The organism is Streptomyces sp. NPDC033178, assembly GCF_055577685.1.
Genome location: NZ_JBVIPT010000009.1, coordinates 360,488 through 381,579, shown reverse-complemented (window position 1 = coordinate 381,579; position 21,092 = coordinate 360,488). Strand labels below are relative to the sequence as shown.

Sequence of the window (21,092 nt, the reverse complement as noted above, 5' to 3'; positions counted from 1 at the left end):
CGATGGTCCGCAACTCCCGCGAGCCCTGGCATCCTTGGAAGAGGACCCCGAGCGGTACACCCCCACCGCGCGTTCCTTCTGTACTTTTCTTCGTGACCGCCCGACGCCGAACCAGGAGCCCCGGCCACGTGATCCACGTGAGCAGCCACCCACCGCCCGGACAGTCGCCGCTGCGCACTGTCCAAGTGCTCGGCGGCGGCAGCGCGGGCAGCTGTGCCCATGTGCGGTCGCTGACGTCGGGGCTCGTCGCCCGGGGCGTGCGGGTCACCGTGTGCGCCCCGGCCGCGGCCGACCACGCGTACGACTTCAGCGGCGTCGGGGCCGACCACGTGCACGTGCCGAGGCGGAACGACCCGACCTCCATGGCCGTGCTGCGGGCGGCCTGCGCGGACGCCGACCTGGTGCACGCGCACGGGCTGCACTCCGCGCTGCGGGCCGCGCTCGCGCTCAGCGGACGGCGCGTCCCGCTAGTCGTCACCCTGCACTCCCGCCCGTACGCCGAGGGCGCGCGGGCGCATCTGCTGCGCCTCCTCGAGCGGCGCGTGGCCAGGGCCGCTTCCGTGGTCCTCGGATCCTCGTCCGACCTCGTGGACCGGGCCCGCAGCAGGGGCGCCAGGGACGCGCGGCTCGCCGCGGTCGCGCTGCCCGCCCCGCGCCGGCCCCTCGCCGAGAGCGAGGACGCCGACCGGCTGCGCCCCAAGGCACGCGCCGAACTCGGCGCGACCGACCGGCCGTTGCTGATGGCCGTCGGCTCCCTCGACCGGCACCGGGGGTACGACACGCTGCTGGACGCCACGCGCGCGTGGCGGCGGCTCGACCCCGTACCCCTGCTCGTGATCGCCGGGGAGGGGCCGCTGCGCGGTGAGCTCCAGCGGCGCATCGTGAACGAGGGGCTGCCCGTGCGTCTCGTCGGCCCGCGTGACGACATCGGGGAGCTGCTCGCCGCCGCCGATCTCGCGTTGCTGCCCGGCAGCTGGGAATCGCGTTCCGTGCTCGCCCAGGAGGCCCTCCACGCGCGCGTGCCGCTCGTCGCGGCGGCCGCCGGAGGCATCCCCGAACTCGTCGGCGACGCGGCCGAACTAGTCCCGCACGGAGACTCCGAAGCGCTCGCCGAGGCCGTCGAGGCTCTTCTCGCCGACCCCGCCCGGCGCGAGCTCCTCAAGGACAAGGGCACGCTCCAGGTGGCCACTTGGCCGACCGAGGACGAGACGGTGGCCCAGGTCCTCAGCGTGTACGACGAACTGACCAAGCCCTTGCCGCTGCCGTGAGCCCGGACGTGGGGCCTGGCGCTACGGGACGAGTCTGCGGGCCCGCAGTGCCAGGCTGAGTGCCAGTACCGTCTGAGGGTCGTCGAGGTCCGTCCCGAGCAGCTCCCCGATCCTCGCGAGCCGGTTGTAGAGCGTCTGCCGGTTGAGGTGCAGTTCGCGCGCGGTCTCCGCCTTGCGGCCCGCGTGCGCCAGATACGTCTCCAGGGTGGGCAGCAGCGGTGGCTTGGAGCGGTTGTCGTGGTCGCGGAGGGGGCCGATGGCGCGGTCCACGAAGGCGGCCAGGTCCCGGTGGTCCCGCAGACGCCACAGCAGCAGGTCGATGTCCAGGCGGCGGGCGTCGTACCAGGGGCGGTCGGACAGTCCCTGGGCCGCCGTGGCCGTCTCGGCCGCGTGCCGCAGGCTCGCCGACGCGGCCGTCCAGCCGCCCGCCACGCCGACCACCACGACCGGTGGCTGCGCCCCCGGACGCTGCATGCCCGCCCGCTCCACACCGGCCCGCAGCGCCGCCGCGACCCGGTCCGCGACGGCCGACCGCTCGGACTCCGTGCGCAGGCCCAGCAGCAGTGGTACGCGGCCCTCGACAGGGCGTACGCCCAGCAGGACCGGAACCCCCACCGAGGCCAGCTCCTCGGCGACCGCGCGCGCCAGGACGGCCCAGCCCCCGCCGGGAGGCAGTCCGTCGGCGAGCCTCATCACCACCGGGAGCAGCGGTCCGGGACCGGGCTTGAAGCCGAGCACTCGGGCCTGCGCGGGCGCGTCCTCGGCGGCGATACGGCCCTCGGCGAGGTCGGTGAGGAAGTCGCCGCGGCCGCGCGCCGCCAGCTCCTCCTCCTGGCGGGCCTGCATCAGGACCACGGCGAGGATCCCCGCGGCCCGTTCCGCCGCGATGCGGTGCACGGGTGCGAGCGGGGCGTTGGGGGCGTTCACGGGCAGAAGGACGAGCCGGGCCCGGACCGAGCCGGGGCCGGGACCGCCGCCCGGCACGTCCACGAGGACCGACCCCGCCGGCGGATCGTCCTGGTGCTGGCCGCGAAGCCCCTCCCAGACCTGGAGCGGGTCGGCGTTCGCGGGGCCGGTCCCGGCGGCGTACAGGAGCTGTCCGTCCGGGGTCTCCAGGAAGACCGGGTTGCCGCTGAAGTCGGCCAGGATGCCGAGGACCTGGGGGATGCCGCCCCCGCCGAGCAGGGCCTGGGTGCAGCGCCGGTGCACCTCCTCGGCCTGCTGGAGCAGCGCGTAGTGGCCGTTGACGATCTCGGTGTGGATCTCCTCGGTGACCGTCACGAACGGCACCTCGCGGTGCAGTTGGACCAGCGGCAGACCGGCCGTACGGGCCGTCTCCACGAGGGCCGCGGGCAGCCGGGTGAAGCGCGGCCCCAGTTCCACGACGAGGGCCGCGATACCGCGTTCGGCGAGGGTGCGGACGAAGGCGCGCTGGTCGGCGGGGCGGGTGCCGAGCCCGTACCCCGTGGTCAGGAGCAGTTCGCCGCCCTTCAGGAGCGACGCGATGTTCGGTACCTCGCCCGCGTGCACCCAGCGGACGGTGCGGCCCAGCCGGTCGGCGCCCGCGAGGATCTCCGGCAGGCCGCCGCGCAGCCCGGGCAGCTCCAGGGCCCGCTGCACGGTGATCCCGCCACCGTGCGTGTCCGGCGTGTCGATACGGCTGTCCATGACGCGGACGCTACCTCGTCCTCCACGTGCGGTGATGTGCCGGACAGGTCCCTATGCGGGCGTGATGTTGTGGTTGAAGCGGAAGACGTTGTCGGGGTCGTAGCGCCGTTTCACGTCCGCGAGCCGCCCGGCGTTCTCGGTGCCGAGGCCTGCCACGATCCGATCGGTCCCCTCGTCGCCGATGAAGTTGAGATAGACGGCGCCCGTGCTCCAGGGCCGCGCGTCGGCGCGGACGTCCCGGACCCACCGAACGCACCGTTCGTCGTCCGCCGGGTCCTCCCACAGCCCGAAGGGGTGCACGCCCCACGGCGCGTCCCGGTACGGCACGGGGTACTCGTGCGGGCCGGTGCCGATCGCGCCGCCCTGCGGGAACAGCGCGTGCATGGTGCCCGTCGGAACGGGCAGGGCCTCCCCGCGGGCACAGAAGACGTCCACGAAGTCGTCGGGCGCGCCCGTCAGGTACTCCGCCGACCAGTAGTTCCGCATCCCTGGCGGATCGTCGATCATGCACTGCACGTCGGCGTACGGCATCGCCCCGACCACCTCCGCCTCGTGCGGCAGCGCCAGCAGGGGCTCGGCCAGCTTGCGCATGTCCGCCTCGGCACCGGCGTAGGTCAGCAACGCGCCGCACAGCAGGGTGCCGACCAGGTGCGGCGGGACGAACTCCTCGGGCGGGCCGGTGAGGTACAGGACGGCGCCACTCGCCTCGTTCGGGCCGGCCGTGATCAGGTCGCGGTAGGTACGCGTGACCTCGGGGCCGAACTCCGGGAGGTAGAACACCATCGCGATGGAGAACTCGGGGAGCTCGTGCAGCTTCAGCGTGATCGCGGTGGCGATGCCGAAGTTTCCGCCGCCCCCGTGCAGGGCCCAGAACAGGTCCTGGTTCTCGTCGGCGCTCGCGTGGAGCCGGGCGCCGTCGGCGGTGACCAGCTCGACGCCGAGCAGATTGTCGACGGCGAGACCGCAGCAGCGGTCCAGCCAGCCTGTGCCGCCGCCCAACACGAAGCCGCCGACCCCGGTGGTCGAGGCCCGGCCGCCGGTGGTGGCGAGGCCGTGCGGCTGGGTGGCGCGGTCCAGGTCGCTCATCGTGGCGCCGCCTGCGACCCGTACCGCCTCGGCGGCGGGATGGACGCTGACCGCGCGCATATGACGCAGGTCGACGACCAGCCCGCCGTCGTTCAGAGCCATGCCCGCCACGCTGTGTCCGCCGCCGCGTACCGCGATCGGCAGGTCCAGGTCCCGTGCGAAGCGCACGGCCCGCACGACGTCGTCCTCGTCCACGCACTGCGCGATCACGGCAGGCCGTCGGTCGATCATCGCGTTGAAGACCGTCCGGGCCTCGTCGTAGCCCGGATCGCCCGGGGCGAAGACGTCACCGACGAGATCCTCGCGCAGCGCGGCGAGTGCCGCGCCCGCCTTCGAGAGGGAAGCCATGGCCGCCCCCCTTCCAGAGGAGGGGCATACAGGTACCTCAAGCCTAGGCGGGCCGGGCCCATCAGTCGCGCCGAGCCCGCGGCGCCCCCCTGCGGCCGCCCGTGGGCAGCCGTACGGACCTCGTGACGGCCCGGCCCTCGGTCAGCCTCCGTACGCCCCGGAGGCCGTCAGCCGCAGTGCCGTGTCGATGAGCGGCACGTGGCTGAACGCCTGTGGGAAGTTGCCGACCTGGCGCTTCAGGACCGGGTCCCACTCCTCGGCGAGGAGACCGAGGTCGTTGCGCAGTGCCAGCAGCTTCTCGAAGAGCTTGCGGGCCTCGTCCACGCGGCCGATCATCGCGAGGTCGTCCGCCATCCAGAACGAGCAGGCCAGGAACGCGCCCTCGTCGCCCTCCAGGCCGTCCACGCCCGCGTCCTCACCGGAGGTCGGGTAGCGCAGGATGAAGCCGTCCGATGTGGACAGTTCGCGCTGGATGGCCTCGATCGTGCCGATCACGCGCTTGTCGTCCGGCGGCAGGAAGCCCATCTGCGGGATCAGCAGCAGCGAGGCGTCCAGCTCCTTCGAGCCGTACGACTGTGTGAAGGTGTTGCGCTCCTTGTCGTAACCCTTCTCACACACGTCCCGGTGGATGTCGTCGCGCAGTTCGCGCCACTTCTCCAGCGGGCCGTCCGCGTCGCCGGACTCGATGAGCTTGATCGTCCGGTCGACGGCGACCCAGGCCATCACCTTCGAGTGCACGAAGTGGCGGCGCGGGCCGCGCACCTCCCAGATGCCCTCGTCCGGCTCGTCCCAGTGGTCCTCCAGGTAGCGGATCAGCTTGAGCTGGAGGAGAGAGGCGTAGTCGTTGCGGGCCAGACCCGTCATGTGGGCCAGGTGCAGCGCCTCCGTCACCTCGCCGTACACATCCAGCTGGAGCTGGTGCGCGGCGCCGTTCCCGACGCGTACGGGACCGGAGTTCTCGTACCCGGGAAGCCAGTCGAGCTCCGCCTCGCCCAACTCCCGCTCGCCCGCGATGCCGTACATGATCTGCAGGTTCTCCGGGTCGCCGGCGACCGCGCGCAGCAGCCACTCGCGCCAGGCGCGAGCCTCCTCGCGGTAGCCCGTGCGCAGCAACGACGACAGGGTGATCGCCGCGTCACGTAGCCAGGTGTAGCGGTAGTCCCAGTTGCGGACACCGCCGATCTCCTCCGGCAGGGAGGTGGTCGGCGCGGCGACGATGCCGCCCGTCGGCCCGTACGTCAGTGCCTTGAGCGTGATCAGCGAGCGGACCACGGCCTCGCGGTAGGGCCCGTGGTACGTGCACTGGTCCACCCACTCGCGCCAGAACTCCTCGGTGGCCTCCAGGGAGGCCTCCGGCTCCGGCAGCGCGGGCGGCTGCTTGTGCGAGGGCTCCCAGGAGATCGTGAACGCGATCCGGTCACCCGGCGCGACCGTGAAGTCCGAGTACGTCGTCAATGCCTTGCCGTAGGTCTCGCACTCGGTGTCGAACCACACAGAGTCGGGCCCGGCGACGGCCACCGTCCGCCCCTCGTGCTTGTGCACCCAGGGCACCACACGCCCGTACGAGAAACGCATCCGCAGCGCCGAGCGCATCGGGACGCGTCCGGTGACGCCCTCGACGATCCGGATCAGCTGCGGCGCGCCGTCACGCGGAGGCATGAAATCGGTCACGCGGACCGTGCCGCGTGACGTGTCCCACTCGGATTCGAGGATCAGCGAGTCGCCGCGATAGCGACGGCGGACCGCGGTAGGCGGTTCGGCGTCGGCCGCGTGTGCCGGACCGAGCCGCCAGAATCCGTGTTCCTCCGTGCCGAGAAGTCCTGCGAAGACGGCGTGGGAGTCGAAGCGGGGGAGGCACAGCCAGTCCACCGTGCCGTCCCTGCAGACCAGCGCGGCTGTCTGCATGTCTCCGATTAGTGCGTAGTCTTCGATGCGCCCGGCCACGTGCAACTCCAGTCGAACGGCCACGTCGCCCCCCAGGGGGCGGTCGCTCTTTGCGGTCAAGGGAACGTATGTAAATCGTCGTCGCGCGACGTCAATTGTCGTGGTGATGTCGTAGCGAAACGAACTGACGAGCTCTCGAAGTTCCGGGCGACGGGCGTGGGTGGTGCCGTTTGCCGGCCTGACTCGGCAGCGATCGTCCGAGCAGGATACGACGCACGCTGATGATCCGCGCGCCGCTCCCGACAACCCGTCTGAGCCGAACGAGTGAGCACGAGTGTGGTCCGTGTCGACCCGTGTGCAGAGCGTGGCCGGAAGCAGCCTCGCCCCGTCGCTGATACCCTGGTAGCCCGTGGACCGGTGGGCGCCCCGGCAGGAAAAGGGACCCCCGAACCGCAGCGACGGCACCTCCGGAATCCTCCGGGTCGGGCAGCCGTACCGCACCAGACACCGCGACCACGGGAGCCCCCTCTTGGCCATGCCGCCCGCTGCTTTTCGAAACAGCACAGCCACGACGACCAAGCACATCTTCGTCACCGGGGGTGTCGCCTCCTCCCTCGGCAAGGGTCTGACCGCCTCCAGCCTGGGCGCGCTGCTCAAGGCGCGGGGTCTGCGGGTCACCATGCAGAAGCTCGACCCGTATCTGAACGTCGACCCGGGCACCATGAACCCGTTCCAGCACGGTGAGGTGTTCGTCACCAACGACGGCGCCGAGACCGACCTGGACATCGGCCACTACGAGCGCTTCCTCGACGTCGACCTGGACGGCTCCGCCAACGTCACCACCGGGCAGGTCTACTCGACGGTCATCGCCAAGGAGCGGCGCGGCGAGTACCTGGGCGACACCGTGCAGGTCATCCCGCACATCACCAACGAGATCAAGCACCGTATCCGGCGCATGGCCACCGACGACGTCGACGTCGTCATCACCGAGGTCGGCGGCACGGTCGGCGACATCGAGTCGCAGCCGTTCCTGGAGACCGTTCGTCAGGTCCGTCACGAGGTCGGTCGCGACAATGTGTTCGTCGTCCACATCTCGCTCCTTCCGTACATCGGCCCCTCCGGGGAGCTGAAGACGAAGCCGACCCAGCATTCGGTTGCGGCTCTGCGTAGCATCGGTATCCAGCCAGACGCGATCGTGCTGCGCGCCGACCGCGAGGTGCCCACCGCGATCAAGCGCAAGATCTCCCTGATGTGCGACGTCGACGAGGCGGCCGTGGTCGCGGCCATCGACGCCAAGTCCATCTACGACATCCCGAAGGTCCTGCACACCGAGGGCCTGGACGCCTACGTCGTGCGCAAGCTCGACCTCCCGTTCCGCGATGTGGACTGGACGACCTGGGACGACCTGCTGGACCGCGTCCACCGCCCGGTCCACGAGATCAACATGGCGCTCGTCGGCAAGTACATCGACCTGCCCGACGCCTACCTTTCGGTCACCGAGGCCCTGCGCGCGGGCGGTTTCGCCAACAAGGCCCGCGTGAAGATCAAGTGGGTCACCTCGGACGACTGCAAGACCCCGGCGGGTGCCGCGAAGCAGCTCGGTGACGTGGACGCGATCTGCATCCCCGGCGGCTTCGGCGACCGCGGTGTGTCCGGCAAGGTCGGCGCCATCCAGTACGCCCGCGAGAACAAGATCCCGCTGCTCGGTCTCTGCCTGGGCCTGCAGTGCATCGTGATCGAGGCCGCGCGCAACCTCGCCGACATCCCGGACGCCAACTCCACCGAGTTCGACTCCGCCACCGGCCACCCGGTCATCTCCACCATGGCCGAGCAGCTCGACATCGTCGCGGGCGACGGCGACATGGGCGGCACGATGCGCCTGGGCATGTACCCCGCCAAGCTCGCCGAGGGCTCGATCGTGCGCGAGGTGTACGACGGCAAGGAGTACGTCGAGGAGCGCCACCGCCACCGCTACGAGGTGAACAACTCCTACCGTGCCGAGCTGGAGAAGAAGGCCGGCCTGCAGTTCTCCGGGACGTCCCCGGACGGCAAGCTCGTGGAGTACGTGGAGTACCCGCGGGACGTCCACCCCTACCTGGTCGCGACGCAGGCGCACCCCGAGCTGCGCTCGCGTCCGACCCGGCCGCACCCGCTCTTCGCGGGCCTGGTCAAGGCCGCCGTGGAGCGCAAGACGGCCAAGTAGCACGCGGGTTGTACGGTTGCCGGGGTGCGTGTCTTTTGAGGCGCGTGCCCCGGTTTATTTATCGCTTCTGTCGGGCGTATTCACGTTGGGCGCAGATTCGTGCGTGTGGGAGGACAAGTCGACATGACCATCAAGGACACCGCCGAGGAGTGGGAGGTCAGGGCGACCGAGACCCCGTTCGTGGGCAACAAGACCTCCGCGCGCACCGACGACGTTGTCATGCCCGACGGATCGGTGGTCCGCCGCGACTATCAGGTCCACCCGGGTTCGGTGGCCGTCCTCGCCCTCGACGACCAGGGCCGCGTCCTGGTCATCCGCCAGTACCGGCACCCCGTACGCCACAAGCTCTGGGAGATCCCGGCCGGGCTGCTCGACATCCCCGGCGAGAACCCGCTGCACGCCGCCCAGCGCGAGCTCTACGAAGAGGCCCACGTCAAGGCCGAGGACTGGCGGGTGCTCACCGACGTGTTCACCACGCCCGGCGGCTGCGACGAGGCCGTGCGCATCTTCCTCGCCCGCGATCTCTCCGAGGCCGAGGGACAGCGCTTCGAGGTCGAGGACGAGGAGGCCGACATGGAGCTCTCCCGCGTCCCGGTCGACGAGCTCGTACGAGGCGTCCTCACCGGGGAGCTGCACAACAACTGCCTGGTCGTGGGCGTGCTTTCGCTGATCGCGGCGCAGCACGGCGACGGCCTGGACGCCCTGCGCCCGGCCGAGGCGCCGTGGCCCGCACGCCCCTTCGAGGCGTGATCCACTCCGGCACACGCTCCGGACGCCGCTCCTGAACCCACTGCTGGGCCCGACCCTGAATCCACTCGGGCCCACGCGTGCGACCTGCCGGTGTGACGATCGCCTGATCCGATCGGGGGACGTGCCCGCCGCGCTCCGCACAGATCGTCGCAGAGCGTGAACTAGGCTCTGGAAACGCCCCGGCCGGAGTCCCGGCGGGCTTGCGCGTGCAGTGGGACGGGAGTGTGGCCCGTGACGGATCAGGCGGTGGACGCCGGCGACACGGCGGTGTCGGAGGAAGAGCAGCGCCCGGCTGCCGAGCCTTCCCCCACGGAGAGTCAGTTCCTCGGCCGCACGCGAGAGTTGAAGGAACTGCGGGCCGACATCGAGCGGGCCGGTCTGGACACCCTCGCGGGCCGGAAGGCGCCACGCGCGCGCGTGCTGCTCATCGCGGGCAAGCCCGGATCGGGCAGGACCGCGCTCGCCGAGGAACTCGTACGGCAGGTCGCGGACAGTTATCCGGACGGCGTCCTGAGGGCCCGGCTCACCGAGCCCGACGGCACGCCCGTGGCGACCGAACGAACCGCCCGTGACCTGCTCACCGCCCTCGAACTGACCGCCCCCGCAGGGGCCGACGAGGACGAGCTCTCCGAGCGGTTGCGCGAGGGGCTCGCCACTCGCCGTGTACTGCTCCTGCTGGACGACGCGGCGGACGCCGAGCAGGTAGACGTGCTCCTCCCGGAGACTCCCGACTGTCTCGTCGTCGCCGTCTCGGGCGGACCCCTGACCGGGATCCCCGACGTCCGGCCCTGCACCCTCGGTGGCCTCGACACCAAGTCCGCCCTCGAACTTCTCGACCGGTACACCGGCTCGGTACGCATCACCGTCGACCCGTTGGCGGCCGAAGGACTCGTGCAGATCTGCGCGTCCCAGCCCGCCGCGCTCGTCCTCGCCGGCGCCTGGCTGGCCCACCGGCCCAAGGCGGCCGTGGCCGACCTGGCCAAGCAGCTGCGCACCGAGGGTGACGAAGGCCGTCTTCTCGACGTCCTCGAACGCGTCTTCCGCCTCTCGTACGCGGCCCTGCCCTCGGCCGCCGCGCGGATACTGCGACTGCTCTCGCTCGCCCCCGCGGGCCTCGTGGACCCGCACACCGCGTCCGCGCTGGCCGGCTGCTCGGTCGGCGCCGCCCGCACCACCCTGGACGACTTCACCAAACTCGGCCTCGTACGGTCCGTCGAGTCGCCCCTGCCGCAGTACGAGGTGCCCGGCTGTCTGCTGCCGCTGCTGCGCTCGCTCACCGAGACCCAGGACCGCCCGGCCGAACTCCAGCTGGCCCGCGCCCGGATGCTGGAGCGGACCGTACGGCTGCTGGTGTCCTGCCGTGCGATCACCGAGACCGACAGTTCCCCGGCCCGCGAGAAGCTCGCAGGGATGCCCCGCGCGCTGCGCTTCCCGAACCCCCGCGCGGCCGCCGACTGGCTGCGCATCCGGCAGCCCGCACTGCTCGCCGCGGCCCGGCTCGCGGTCGCCGACGGAGAGCTGGACACGCTGGCCCGCCGCCTCATGGCCGCCCTGGTCAGAGCGATGGTCGCGCACTTCGGTACGCAGGCGGCGGCGCCCGAGCTGTACGGCATCCACCGGCTCGTCCTGGACGTGGCCGAGCGCCGGGACCTGCCCCGCGAGAAGGCCGCCGCGCTGCTGAACCTCGCCGACCTGGACGCCCAGACCGGCCGTACGACCGATGCCCTGGCCCGCTACCGGGCCGCCCTGGACGCCGGACGTGAGGCGAACGACCCGTATGCGACCGGCCGCGCGATGGAATCCGTAGGCGGCGCGCACCAGGAGCTCGGGGACTACGACCGGGCCGCCGACTGGTACGGGCGCGCCCTCGCCCAGCGGCTCGCGCGCGACGAGCGCGAGGACGTGGCCCGGCTGCACGGACGCATCGCCACCGCGCACACCTACGCGGGCCGCTACGGCGAGGCGCTGCGCAACTGGCGCTCGGCGATCACCGGCTACCGCAGGAACGGCGATGTGGCCGGTCAGGCAAGGGCGTTGAGCGAGATGGGGCGGGTGCAGGAGTACGCGGGCCGGCCCGAGGAATCCCTCGCCACCTGCCTGGAGGCGGTCGAGTGGGCGCGCCGCGCCGAGGACCCCCGGCTGCAGGCCGCGCTGCACCTCCGGCTCGCCGACACGCTGGACCGGCTGGGGGACCCCGCGGCCGCCGGGCTGCACCGCGGAGCGGCCGAGCGCATGCTGGGTGACGAGCTCCCAGAGGACGCTTCAGCCAGGGAACACGACGCTAACGCCTGCGAAATCCGTAGTACATCCGAAGAAGATTGATGCATTGAAAGGCTAGACAGAGGGAATCCCTTCATTAGACTGGCTCCGCCGCGTCTTTTCGTGGTGTCTCCCGGTGTGCTCCCGTGCGTGCCGGTATGTCGGGCCATGTCCTGGCATGCGTTGCGTGACCCCAGACCCCTTCTGAGCCAAGGACCGTGATCGACGTGAAGGTCGGCATCCCCCGCGAGGTCAAGAACAACGAGTTCCGGGTGGCCATCACCCCCGCCGGCGTGCACGAGCTGGTGCGCCACGGCCACCAGGTCCTCATCGAGCAGAACGCCGGAGTCGGCTCGTCGATCCCGGACGAGGAGTACGTGGCCGCCGGTGCGCGGATCATCGCCACCGCCGACGAGGTCTGGGCCACCGCCGACCTGCTGCTCAAGGTCAAGGAGCCCATCGCCGAGGAGTACCACCGCCTCCGCAAGGACCAGACGCTCTTCACCTACCTGCACCTGGCCGCGTCCAAGGAGTGCACGGACGCGCTCGTCGAGTCCGGCACCACGGCGATCGCCTACGAGACGGTCGAGCTGCCCAGCCGCGCGCTCCCGCTCCTCGCCCCGATGTCCGAGGTCGCGGGCCGCCTCGCCCCGCAGGTCGGCGCGTACCACCTGATGCGCTCGGTCGGCGGCCGCGGCGTGCTCCCCGGTGGCGTGCCCGGCACGCAGCCCGCGCGGGCCGTCGTCATCGGCGGCGGTGTCTCCGGCTGGAACGCCACGCAGATCGCCGTCGGCATGGGATTCCACGTCACGCTGCTCGACCGCGACATCAACAAGCTCCGCGAGGCCGACAAGGTCTTCGGCACCAAGGTCCGGGCGATCATGTCCAACTCCTTCGAGCTGGAGAAGGCCGTTCTGGAGGCCGACCTCGTCATCGGCGCCGTGCTCATCCCGGGCGCCAAGGCGCCGAAACTGGTCACCAACGAGCTCGTGTCGCGAATGAAGCCCGGAAGTGTTCTTGTCGACATCGCCATCGACCAGGGCGGCTGCTTCGAGGACTCGCGTCCGACGACTCACGCGGAGCCGACCTTCCCGGTCCACGGCTCGGTCTTCTACTGCGTCGCCAACATGCCGGGCGCCGTGCCCAACACGTCGACTTATGCCCTGACGAACGCCACGCTGCCCTACATCGTGGAATTGGCGAACCGCGGCTGGGTCGAGTCGCTGCGCCGTGACCCGGCGCTCGCCAGGGGTCTCAACACGCATGACGGCAAGGTCGTTTACCGCGAGGTCGCGGAGGCGCACGGGCTGGAGCACGTCGAGCTGGAGACCCTGCTCGGCTGACGATACGACCGATCTGTCCCGACCCGACGGGCGATCTCTCCACCGATAAAAGGCGATACGTCAACACAGGTCGTCAACATGGCGCGTACGGCCGGACCTTGTCCCACAAGGTCCGGCCGGATGTGTGTCGAGTCACTTTGCGAGACTCGTTCAACTCGCCTCGAACGTAACCCTTGAACCGTTTCGCACACCCGTGAAACCTGCCGTGCGACGCCCTTACGCCCTTGACAGAGGGGTGTTCCGTTGCCGACACATCGGGCCGGGTCCGGCGGATTGTGTTGCTGCGGACCGGTGACACGCCATAGAGTCGCCAACCGTCGGCATGGTGCCACGCTGACCTATCTAGAAGTTTCCTGGTCACCAAGGAGGTAAGACGACTTGTGAATGAGTCGACATTTACTCCCGGGGGTGGTCAACCAGGAATGCCTGCGCAGGGCTCAAGGCCCACGGGGCTCGAGGCTGTCGGCTCCGTTGCTGTGCGCACCTTCGCAGCCCACCAGAGTCTCCACCCCTCGCGGACGACTCAGCCCGCACACCAGAGCATGGATGGCCATCACGTGAACGCCATGGCCGGCAACGGAAGTGGCGAGAACCGCACCCACTTCGCCGACTACGACGACCTGCCCGAGGGGCACTTCTACGACCCCGACGCCGAGTACGAGCCCGATCCGGAGTACGCGGCCACGCTCGCGCCCGACGCGGCGCGCCAGCGGCGTGAGCGCATCGGCCCGACCGGGCGCCCGCTGCCGTACTTCCCGATCCCGGGCCCGCTGACCGATCACGGCCCCGCGAAGATCATCGCGATGTGCAACCAGAAGGGCGGCGTGGGCAAGACGACGTCGACCATCAACCTGGGCGCGGCACTCGCGGAGTACGGACGCCGGGTCCTGCTCGTCGACTTCGACCCGCAGGGCGCACTGTCCGTGGGTCTCGGCGTCAACCCGATGGAGCTCGACCTCACGGTCTACAACCTGCTCATGGAGCGGGGCATGGCGGCCGACGAGGTGCTCCTGAAGACAGCGGTCCCGAACATGGACCTGCTGCCCAGCAACATCGACCTGTCGGCCGCCGAGGTCCAGTTGGTGTCCGAGGTCGCGCGCGAGTCCACACTGCAGCGGGCCCTGAAGCCGCTGATGGCCGACTACGACTACATCGTGATCGACTGTCAGCCCTCGCTCGGCCTGCTCACCGTCAACGCCCTGACGGCGGCGCACAAGGTGATCGTGCCGCTCGAGTGCGAGTTCTTCGCCCTCCGTGGTGTCGCGCTGCTCACCGAGACCATCGAGAAGGTCCAGGAGCGGCTCAACCCCGAGCTGGAGCTCGACGGCATCCTCGCCACGATGTACGACTCGCGGACCGTGCACAGCCGTGAGGTGCTCGCGCGCGTGGTCGAGGCGTTCGACGATCACGTCTACCACACGGTGATCGGCCGGACCGTCCGCTTCCCGGAGACCACGGTCGCCGGTGAGCCGATCACGACGTACGCCTCCAACTCCGTCGGTGCCGCCGCCTATCGCCAGCTCGCCAGGGAGGTGCTCGCCCGGTGTCACGCCGAGTGAGTCTGCCGGGGGCCGACGAACTGTTCCGTACGACCGGGGGAATGGCGCTGCAGGCGTCCAGCCCCAGGCGCCAGGCCAACGGCGAGGCCCGGGTTCCGGCTCCGGCGGGCGAGAGTGACGCCGCTGCCGCCGGGGAGGACGCCCCGCAGTCGGTACCCGTGCGGGGCGGCGACGGCGAGGGCGACGAACATGTCGCCGCCGACGCCGAGTCCTCCGACGGGGAGTCCCGGAGTCGGGGCGCCGCCGGGGACCGTTCCGGGCGGCGTCAGGGGGTGCAGGAAGGTTCTGCCGGGCCCTCCGCGGGCGCGCAGCCGCGCAAGCGCGGGCGGGGCTCCGGGCGGCGCCCCAGCGGGCGCGAGCGGCACGACGAGAAGATCACGGTGTACGTGTCCGCCGAGGAGCTCATGGATCTAGAGCACGCCCGGCTGGTGCTCCGTGGGGAGCACGGGCTGGCCGTCGACCGCGGGCGGATCGTGCGGGAGGCTGTCGCCGTGGTGCTCGCGGATCTCGAATCCCGTGGGGACGCGAGCATCCTCGTACGACGGTTGCGCGGGCGGTAGCGGTAGCCTGCGACGGCTATGACCTCGAACGACGTCCCTGCCACGGCCTCCGGCGGTTCCGGTGGTCGTCGGCGTGCGCTGGGTCGGGGGCCTGGGGGTGCCCCGCCTGAGCCCCCGGGCGAGGTCTTGCTGCCTGCGGCGGAGCCGGAGCCGCCTGCGGCGGAGAGCCCGTCTGGGGTTGAGGACGGTACTTCGGCTGCGGACCGTGGGGCGTTGTGCCCACCCGTTCCGCCCTGCGGAACGCCTGCCCACAACACCGACGGTGAGCCGGAACCCGTCGAACCCGACGACGGGGTCTTCAAAGTTCGGCTTGCCAACTTCGAAGGGCCGTTCGATCTGCTGCTTCAGTTGATTTCCAAGCACAAGATGGATGTCACCGAAGTGGCGCTCTCCAGGGTCACCGACGAGTTCATGGCGCACATCAGGGCGATGGGGCCGGACTGGGATCTCGACCAGACGACCGAGTTCCTGGTGGTCGCGGCGACGCTGCTCGATCTGAAGGCCGCCCGGCTGCTGCCGTCCGCCGAGGTCGAGGACGAGGCGGACCTGGCACTGCTGGAGGCCCGGGACCTGCTCTTCGCCCGGCTGCTGCAGTACCGGGCGTACAAGCAGATCGCCGAGATCTTCAACCGGCGCCTGGACGAGGAGGCGCGCCGCTACCCCCGTACCGTCGGGCTGGAGGCGCACCACGCCGAGCTGCTGCCCGAGGTCGTCATCAGCATCGGGGCGGAAGGATTCGCCAGGCTCGCCGTGAAGGCGATGCAGCCCAGGCCGAAGCCCCAGGTGTACGTCGACCACATCCACGCGCCGCTCGTGAGCGTGCAGGAGCAGGCCGCGATCGTGGTGGCCCGGCTGCGGGAGCTCGGAGAGGCCAGTTTCCGCTCGCTCGTCGAGGACACCGACGACACCCTCACCGTCGTGGCGCGTTTCCTGGCCCTTCTGGAGCTCTATCGGGAGAAGGCGGTCTCCCTGGACCAGGAGGAGGCTCTGGGGGACCTGATGGTGCGCTGGACGGGCGGGGACGGGGATGCGCAGCCGACGGTGACGGACGAGTTCGACAGGCCGCCGGAACCGGTCAAGGAGGAGAAGGCGTGAGCGAGGACACCACCGAGGCCCCGGCGGGTCCGCCCGGCGTCGCCGATCTCGACCTCAGGCCCGCCCTGGAGGCCGTTCTCATGGTCGTGGACGAGCCCGCGACCGTGGAGCACCTCTCGAAGATCCTGGAGCGGCCGAAGCGGAAGATCGCGGACGCGCTGCGGGCGCTGGCCGACGAGTACACCGTCCAGGGGCGCGGCTTCGAGCTGCGGCTCATCGCCGACGGCTGGCGTTTCTACAGCCGGCCCGAGTACGCGGCGGCCGTCGAGCGCTTCGTCCTCGACGGCCAGCAGGCCCGGCTCACCCAGGCCGCGCTGGAGACCCTCGCGGTCGTCGCGTACCGGCAGCCGGTCAGCCGCAGCAGGGTCTCGGCGGTCCGCGGAGTGAACTGCGACGGCGTGATGCGCACCCTCCTGCAGAGGGGTCTGGTCGAGGAGGCGGGCGCGGAACCCGAAACAGGTGCGATCCTGTACAGGACGACGAACTACTTCCTGGAGCGAATGGGCCTGCGCGGCCTGGACGAGCTCCCGGAGCTCGCGCCCTTCCTTCCGGAGGCGGACGCGATCGAAGCAGAGACGCTGGAAGGGGTCCCGTCGTTCGATCCGGACGCACCGGATGCAGATGCAGACGACACGACGACGACGGAACTTTGATGCGAAGCAGTGGCAGCGGCAGTGGCAGGAACAACGGGCGCGGTAACCCCCGCGGGACCGGCGGGGGCGGTAACCCTCGCGGCTCCGGTGGCGGCGGTGGCCCCCGCGGTTCCGGCGGAGGCGGCAACTCCCGGGGAACCGGCGGAGGCGGCAACTCCAGGGGAACCGGTGGGGGCGGCTCCCCGCAGAGGAGCGCGGGAGGGCGCGACGACAGGCCGAAGCGGGCAGGCAACCCCCGTCCGGAGGAGCGCCGCTACGACGTAGGCCCCGGCGCCACCCACGACGGTCCCAAGTCGGGGCGCGGCAGCTCGGCCCGCGGCGGTGCCAAGGGCGGTCCCAAGCAGGGCCAGCAGCGCGGCGGCCGTACGGAGAACGCGCGCTCCCGTGAGTACGAGACGCGTACCGAGGAGCGCAACCGCGACCGGTACGCGGGCAGGCCCGAGGTCAAGACGCCCAAGACCTTCCCGGGCGCCGAGCAGGAGGGCGAGCGCCTGCAGAAGGTGCTCGCGCGCGCGGGCTACGGTTCGCGGCGTGCCTGCGAGGAACTGGTCGAGCAGTCCCGGGTCGAGGTCAACGGCGAGATCGTCGTCGAGCAGGGCATGCGCGTCGACCCGGAGAACGACGAGATCAAGGTCGACGGGCTGACCGTCGCCACGCAGTCGTACCAGTTCTTCTCGCTGAACAAGCCCGCCGGCGTGGTGTCCACCATGGAGGACAACGAGGGCCGTCAGTGCCTCGGTGACTACGTGACGAACCGTGAGACGCGGCTCTTCCACGTCGGGCGGCTCGACACCGAGACCGAGGGCGTCATCCTGCTCACCAACCACGGCGAGCTGGCACACCGCCTCACGCACCCCAAGTACGGCGTGAAGAAGGTCTATCTCGCGCACATCGTGGGCCCCATCCCGCGCGACCTGGGCAAGCAGCTCAAGGACGGCATCCAGCTGGAGGACGGGTACGCGAAGGCGGACCACTTCAGGGTCGTCGAGCAGACCGGCAAGAACTACCTCGTAGAGGTGACCCTGCACGAGGGCCGCAAGCACATCGTGCGGCGCATGCTCGCCGAGGCCGGCTTCCCGGTCGACAAGCTCGTGCGCGTGTCCTTCGGACCGATCACCCTGGGCGACCAGAAGTCGGGCTGGCTGCGCCGGCTTTCGAACACCGAGGTCGGGATGCTGATGCAGGAGGTCGGCCTCTAGACCTCTGGACCTCTGGAGAACCTCCGGAGGAAAACGTCTCCTACGTAGAGACCTGTTTGGTACGGCATCGGCCGGTTCCGGGACTTCCCGGGGCCGGCCGATGTGCGTTCGGGGGTTGTGGCCGCCTGTCCCGCTATTTATAGTCGTACTGACCATTAAAGAACGCCCTCGCCGGGCGCGACCGATGGAGCAGGGCCCACGGGGGTGGTCCCGGTCCCCGGGGCGTCGCCCGGCGAGGAGCAGGACGGCCGCGAAGGCCACGAGGAGGGGGCAATGGAGGGCTACGACAAATACGCCTTCGAACCCTTCGCCGTCACCGTGGATCTCGCGGTGTTCACGGTCCGGGCGGGCGGGCTCCAGGTGCTGCTGATCGAGCGCGGACAGGAGCCGTACGCGGGCCGCTGGGCGCTGCCCGGAGGGTTCGTGCTGCCCGACGAGTCCGCGGGGACGGCCGCCCGGCGTGAACTCGCCGAGGAGACCGGCCTGTCGGACGTCTCGGGGCTGCATCTGGAGCAGCTGCGCACCTACAGCGAGCCGGACCGCGATCCGCGGATGCGGGTCGTCTCCGTGGCGTACACCGCGCTGCTGCCGGACCCGCCCGACCCACACGGCGGCGGGGACGCGGCCAGCGCGCGCTGGCTGGCGTACGACGGACTCGGACCGCTCGCCTTCGACCACGACCGGATCCTCGCCGACGCCCACGAGCGGATCGGCGCCAAGTTCGAATACACCTGCCTGGCCACGGCGTTCTGCCCGCCGGAGTTCACGCTCGGGGAACTCCAGCAGGTCTACGAGACCGTGTGGGGGACCGCGCTCGACCGGCCGAACTTCCGGCGCAAGGTTCTTGCCACGCCCGGGTTCGTCGAGCAGATCCCGGGGGCGGCCCGGCTGACCGGAGGCCGGGGGAAGCCGGCGGCGCTGTATCGCGCGGGCGATGCCACCGCACTGCACCCGCCATTGCTGCGACCGGCGTCGGCATCGGCACCGGCATCCGCGCGGCCCCCGGCCCCGTCCCCAACCCCGTCCCAATCTCCGTCCTCGTCTTCGAACCCGTCTCCGGAAGGACGATCCTCATGACCACGACCGTCAGGAAGCACGCCGCCACCGGGGCGTTGGTCGGGCTCGCCCTCGGGGACGCGCTCGGTTACCCGACCGAGTTCAAGGACGTGCCGTCGATTCTTGCCACGTTCGGCCCCTGGCGGGAGTTGGAACTGCCGGACCCGGCGCGCGTCACGGACGACACGCAGATGACGCTGGCGCTGGGGCGGGGGCTGCGCACGGCCATGGACCGGGGGCTGCTGGGCCCCAAGCGGCTGGAGCGGCCCGTACGTGAGGAGTTCGTGGACTGGTACCAGTCGCCGGAGAACAACCGCGCACCCGGACGTACATGCCTGGTCGCCTGCGAGAAGCTGAGGCGTGAAGGCCTGCCCTGGCAGGACGCCAGCCAGATCGACTCCAAGGGCTGCGGCGCCAACATGCGTGTCGCGCCCCTCGGTCTCATCTCAGGGCTCAGCGACGAACAGCGCGCGGGCGCCGCCCAGTTGCAGGCCGCGCTCACCCACGGGCACCCGACGGCGCTCGCCGCGTCCGACCTCACCGCGCACGCGGTGCGCCTGCTCGCGCAGGGTGCCGAGCCGACGGGGCTGGTCGGTCTGTTGCGCTCGTACGCGTACGAGAACCGCACGCGCTACAACGAGCGCTGGCTCGGCGACCTGTGGACGCGTTCCCAGGACCCGACGCCGACGCACTTCATCTCGCGCGGCTGGGACGAGTGCCTGGAGGTCCTGGAGCGGCTTCAGGGGGCCCTGCGGTCGCCGTCGCCCGAGACTGACCCCTGTCTGGCCATGGGGGCCGGGTGGATCGCGGAGGAGGCCCTCGCCACGGGCCTGCTGTGCTTCCTGCTCTTCGTGGACGAGCCGGTGACGGCCCTGCGCCGGGCCGCCTGCACCTCGGGGGACTCGGACTCGATCGCGTGCCTCGCCGGCGCCTTCGCGGGGGCGTACCTCGGTGCCGATGCATGGCCTACGGAGTGGGCCGACAGGATCGAGTACCAGGGGGACCTGATGGCGTTGGGAGCGCTCTGGGACGACTGACCGGCCCGCGGGACGACTGACCGGTTCACGGGTCCACCGGCCCACCGGTCCGGCGGGCCGCGCGTGGTGGGTCAGGTGACGCTGATCGAGTCGCCCGTGACCGTGATCTGCTTCGCGGGGAGCGGCTTCTGGGCCGGGCCCTTGGCCACCGCGCCGTCGGCGATGCGGAACTCGCTGCCGTGGCAGGCGCAGTTGATCGTGCCGTCCGAGACGGTAGCGACGATGCAGCCCTGGTGCGTGCAGACCGCCGAGAAGGCCTTGAAGCCGCCCTTCTCGGGCTGGGTGACGACGACCTTCTCGTCCTTGAAGATCTTGCCGCCGCCGACCGGGATGTCGGTGGTCTTGGTCAGTTCCTCACCGGCGGGCGCCTCGCCCCCGGTCCCGCTCTCCTCGGGGGCGACGGACGACGCCCCCTCCTCACTGCCCCCGCCGTTCTCGTCCCCGTAGTTGCTGCAGCCGGCGATCAGCGCGGCCGTGCCCGTCGCGAGAACCGCGCGCCGCGTGGAGGGGTGGGTCATGTCGTCACTCCGAACGTGCGGAAGAACCAGAGGGCGGAGGTCAGCCAGACCACCGTCAGGGCCGAGAAGACAAGTCCGCCGACGATGGGCAGTACCCAGCCGGGCAGACGCTCCGAGCGGAGCAGCAGCATCTTGGCACTGAATGCACCGAAGAAGAAGCAACCCAGGACCGAGTGCCACAAAACACGCGGTTCGTACGTCTGATAGCCCAAAGCGTACAGACAGTGCACAGCGACCGGGACGGCAACAAGGAACGCAATTCGACCCGACCAGCGGTGCAGCACACCGGACCAGCTCGGGCCCGGGATACGCCCGTACACCATGAGCGCCGACACGAGCTGCACGACCGCGAAGCCCATCGCGGCCGTGGCGAGCCACGACTTGACCGCGCTCGTGCTGCTGAAGCCCGCGAGGTTGAAGGCGGTGCCCTCCGGGTCGTGCACATTGCCGTAGACGCCGAGGCCGACCGCGACCGCGCCCGCGACCAGGGCCGGTACGAGATAGGCGGCGGCTCCCGGGCGGCGGGAGGCGGGGCCGGGCGACGGAAAGTTCTGGGTGGCGGCGTTCGGGTCCACGGTCATGGTCGGCTCCCTGCGGTCACGGGGT

At 70.8% G+C, this 21,092-nt stretch carries 17 protein-coding genes; 12 read left to right on the top strand and 5 right to left on the bottom strand.

What is annotated here, in order from left to right; all coding sequences use genetic code 11:
• Window positions 1-128 precede the first annotated feature (128 nt).
• The gene (locus ACZ5VQ_RS24205; RefSeq protein WP_469106667.1) at window positions 129-1,268 is read left to right on the top strand and encodes a glycosyltransferase family 4 protein; all 1,140 of its coding nucleotides are present in this window, start codon (window positions 129-131) and stop codon (window positions 1,266-1,268) included.
• 21 nt (window positions 1,269-1,289) lie between these two features.
• Here the strand turns inward: ACZ5VQ_RS24205 and ACZ5VQ_RS24200 are convergent, their stop codons facing one another.
• The 3 genes from ACZ5VQ_RS24200 to ACZ5VQ_RS24190 all read right to left on the bottom strand — a co-directional run bounded on the left by ACZ5VQ_RS24200 (window position 1,290) and on the right by ACZ5VQ_RS24190 (window position 6,314).
• A complete protein-coding gene (locus tag ACZ5VQ_RS24200; RefSeq protein WP_469106666.1) occupies window positions 1,290-2,936 on the bottom strand; it encodes a PucR family transcriptional regulator in 1,647 nt (548 codons plus the stop codon).
• A gap of 51 nt (window positions 2,937-2,987) precedes the next feature.
• On the bottom strand, window positions 2,988-4,370 hold the full coding sequence (locus tag ACZ5VQ_RS24195; RefSeq protein WP_362080621.1) for an FAD-binding oxidoreductase: 1,383 nt from the start codon (window positions 4,368-4,370) through the stop codon (window positions 2,988-2,990).
• A gap of 141 nt (window positions 4,371-4,511) precedes the next feature.
• Window positions 4,512-6,314 carry a glycoside hydrolase family 15 protein gene (locus tag ACZ5VQ_RS24190; RefSeq protein ID WP_362080663.1) on the bottom strand — a complete coding sequence of 601 codons (1,803 nt, stop codon included), beginning with the start codon at window positions 6,312-6,314 and terminating at the stop codon, window positions 4,512-4,514.
• A gap of 475 nt (window positions 6,315-6,789) precedes the next feature.
• Between ACZ5VQ_RS24190 and ACZ5VQ_RS24185 the strand changes: the two genes are divergently transcribed.
• The 11 genes from ACZ5VQ_RS24185 to ACZ5VQ_RS24135 all read left to right on the top strand — a co-directional run bounded on the left by ACZ5VQ_RS24185 (window position 6,790) and on the right by ACZ5VQ_RS24135 (window position 19,968).
• A complete protein-coding gene (locus ACZ5VQ_RS24185; protein WP_469106687.1) occupies window positions 6,790-8,457 on the top strand; it encodes a CTP synthase in 1,668 nt (555 codons plus the stop codon).
• A 123-nt stretch (window positions 8,458-8,580) separates the two neighbouring features.
• Window positions 8,581-9,207: an NUDIX domain-containing protein gene (locus tag ACZ5VQ_RS24180; protein ID WP_469106665.1), complete on the top strand. Its 627-nt coding sequence runs from the start codon at window positions 8,581-8,583 to the stop codon at window positions 9,205-9,207.
• 231 nt (window positions 9,208-9,438) lie between these two features.
• A complete protein-coding gene (locus tag ACZ5VQ_RS24175; protein WP_469106664.1) occupies window positions 9,439-11,529 on the top strand; it encodes a tetratricopeptide repeat protein in 2,091 nt (696 codons plus the stop codon).
• Between the two features lie 164 nt (window positions 11,530-11,693).
• The gene (gene ald / locus ACZ5VQ_RS24170) at window positions 11,694-12,809 is read left to right on the top strand and encodes an alanine dehydrogenase (RefSeq protein WP_362080660.1); all 1,116 of its coding nucleotides are present in this window, start codon (window positions 11,694-11,696) and stop codon (window positions 12,807-12,809) included.
• Between the two features lie 422 nt (window positions 12,810-13,231).
• Window positions 13,232-14,368 carry a ParA family protein gene (locus ACZ5VQ_RS24165; protein WP_143635976.1) on the top strand — a complete coding sequence of 379 codons (1,137 nt, stop codon included), beginning with the start codon at window positions 13,232-13,234 and terminating at the stop codon, window positions 14,366-14,368.
• Window positions 14,353-14,928: a hypothetical protein gene (locus ACZ5VQ_RS24160; protein ID WP_362080612.1), complete on the top strand. Its 576-nt coding sequence runs from the start codon at window positions 14,353-14,355 to the stop codon at window positions 14,926-14,928. The genes ACZ5VQ_RS24165 and ACZ5VQ_RS24160 overlap by 16 nt, the downstream gene beginning before the upstream one ends.
• An 18-nt stretch (window positions 14,929-14,946) precedes the next feature.
• Window positions 14,947-16,023 (top strand): segregation and condensation protein A, encoded by a 1,077-nt coding sequence (locus ACZ5VQ_RS24155; protein WP_469106663.1) that lies wholly within the window; start codon window positions 14,947-14,949, stop codon window positions 16,021-16,023.
• Window positions 16,020-16,676 (top strand): SMC-Scp complex subunit ScpB, encoded by a 657-nt coding sequence (gene scpB / locus ACZ5VQ_RS24150; protein ID WP_469106662.1) that lies wholly within the window; start codon window positions 16,020-16,022, stop codon window positions 16,674-16,676. The genes ACZ5VQ_RS24155 and scpB overlap by 4 nt, the downstream gene beginning before the upstream one ends.
• Complete coding sequence (locus ACZ5VQ_RS24145) at window positions 16,676-17,875, top strand: pseudouridine synthase (protein WP_362080605.1); 1,200 nt, start codon at window positions 16,676-16,678, stop codon at window positions 17,873-17,875. Before scpB ends, ACZ5VQ_RS24145 begins: the two co-directional genes overlap by 1 nt.
• A gap of 273 nt (window positions 17,876-18,148) precedes the next feature.
• On the top strand, window positions 18,149-18,952 hold the full coding sequence (locus ACZ5VQ_RS24140; RefSeq protein ID WP_469106661.1) for an NUDIX hydrolase: 804 nt from the start codon (window positions 18,149-18,151) through the stop codon (window positions 18,950-18,952).
• Window positions 18,949-19,968 (top strand): ADP-ribosylglycohydrolase family protein, encoded by a 1,020-nt coding sequence (locus tag ACZ5VQ_RS24135; RefSeq protein WP_469106660.1) that lies wholly within the window; start codon window positions 18,949-18,951, stop codon window positions 19,966-19,968. Before ACZ5VQ_RS24140 ends, ACZ5VQ_RS24135 begins: the two co-directional genes overlap by 4 nt.
• A gap of 71 nt (window positions 19,969-20,039) precedes the next feature.
• On the opposite strand, the gene ACZ5VQ_RS24130 is transcribed toward ACZ5VQ_RS24135, so the two are convergent.
• Together ACZ5VQ_RS24130 and ACZ5VQ_RS24125 are read right to left on the bottom strand one after the other, a co-directional pair.
• On the bottom strand, window positions 20,040-20,486 hold the full coding sequence (locus ACZ5VQ_RS24130; protein ID WP_469106659.1) for a Rieske (2Fe-2S) protein: 447 nt from the start codon (window positions 20,484-20,486) through the stop codon (window positions 20,040-20,042).
• Entirely contained in the window at window positions 20,483-21,067 is a 585-nt protein-coding gene (locus tag ACZ5VQ_RS24125) for a DUF6529 family protein (RefSeq protein WP_469106658.1), read from the bottom strand. The genes ACZ5VQ_RS24130 and ACZ5VQ_RS24125 overlap by 4 nt, the downstream gene beginning before the upstream one ends.
• Window positions 21,068-21,092: the final 25 nt, after the last annotated feature.

Excerpts from the sequence above, each read along its gene's own strand:
- ACZ5VQ_RS24200 (WP_469106666.1), bottom strand. The coding sequence starts at position 2,936 with ATGGACAGCCGTATCGACACGCCGGACACGCACGGTGGCGGGATCACC.
- ACZ5VQ_RS24195 (WP_362080621.1), bottom strand. The coding sequence starts at position 4,370 with ATGGCTTCCCTCTCGAAGGCGGGCGCGGCACTCGCCGCGCTGCGCGAG.
- ACZ5VQ_RS24185 (WP_469106687.1), top strand. The coding sequence starts at position 6,790 with ATGCCGCCCGCTGCTTTTCGAAACAGCACAGCCACGACGACCAAGCAC.
- ACZ5VQ_RS24180 (WP_469106665.1), top strand. The coding sequence starts at position 8,581 with ATGACCATCAAGGACACCGCCGAGGAGTGGGAGGTCAGGGCGACCGAG.
- ACZ5VQ_RS24165 (WP_143635976.1), top strand. The coding sequence starts at position 13,232 with ATGCCTGCGCAGGGCTCAAGGCCCACGGGGCTCGAGGCTGTCGGCTCC.
- ACZ5VQ_RS24155 (WP_469106663.1), top strand. The coding sequence starts at position 14,947 with ATGACCTCGAACGACGTCCCTGCCACGGCCTCCGGCGGTTCCGGTGGT.
- ACZ5VQ_RS24145 (WP_362080605.1), top strand. The coding sequence starts at position 16,676 with ATGCGAAGCAGTGGCAGCGGCAGTGGCAGGAACAACGGGCGCGGTAAC.
- ACZ5VQ_RS24140 (WP_469106661.1), top strand. The coding sequence starts at position 18,149 with ATGGAGGGCTACGACAAATACGCCTTCGAACCCTTCGCCGTCACCGTG.
- ACZ5VQ_RS24135 (WP_469106660.1), top strand. The coding sequence starts at position 18,949 with ATGACCACGACCGTCAGGAAGCACGCCGCCACCGGGGCGTTGGTCGGG.
- ACZ5VQ_RS24130 (WP_469106659.1), bottom strand. The coding sequence starts at position 20,486 with ATGACCCACCCCTCCACGCGGCGCGCGGTTCTCGCGACGGGCACGGCC.
- ACZ5VQ_RS24125 (WP_469106658.1), bottom strand. The coding sequence starts at position 21,067 with ATGACCGTGGACCCGAACGCCGCCACCCAGAACTTTCCGTCGCCCGGC.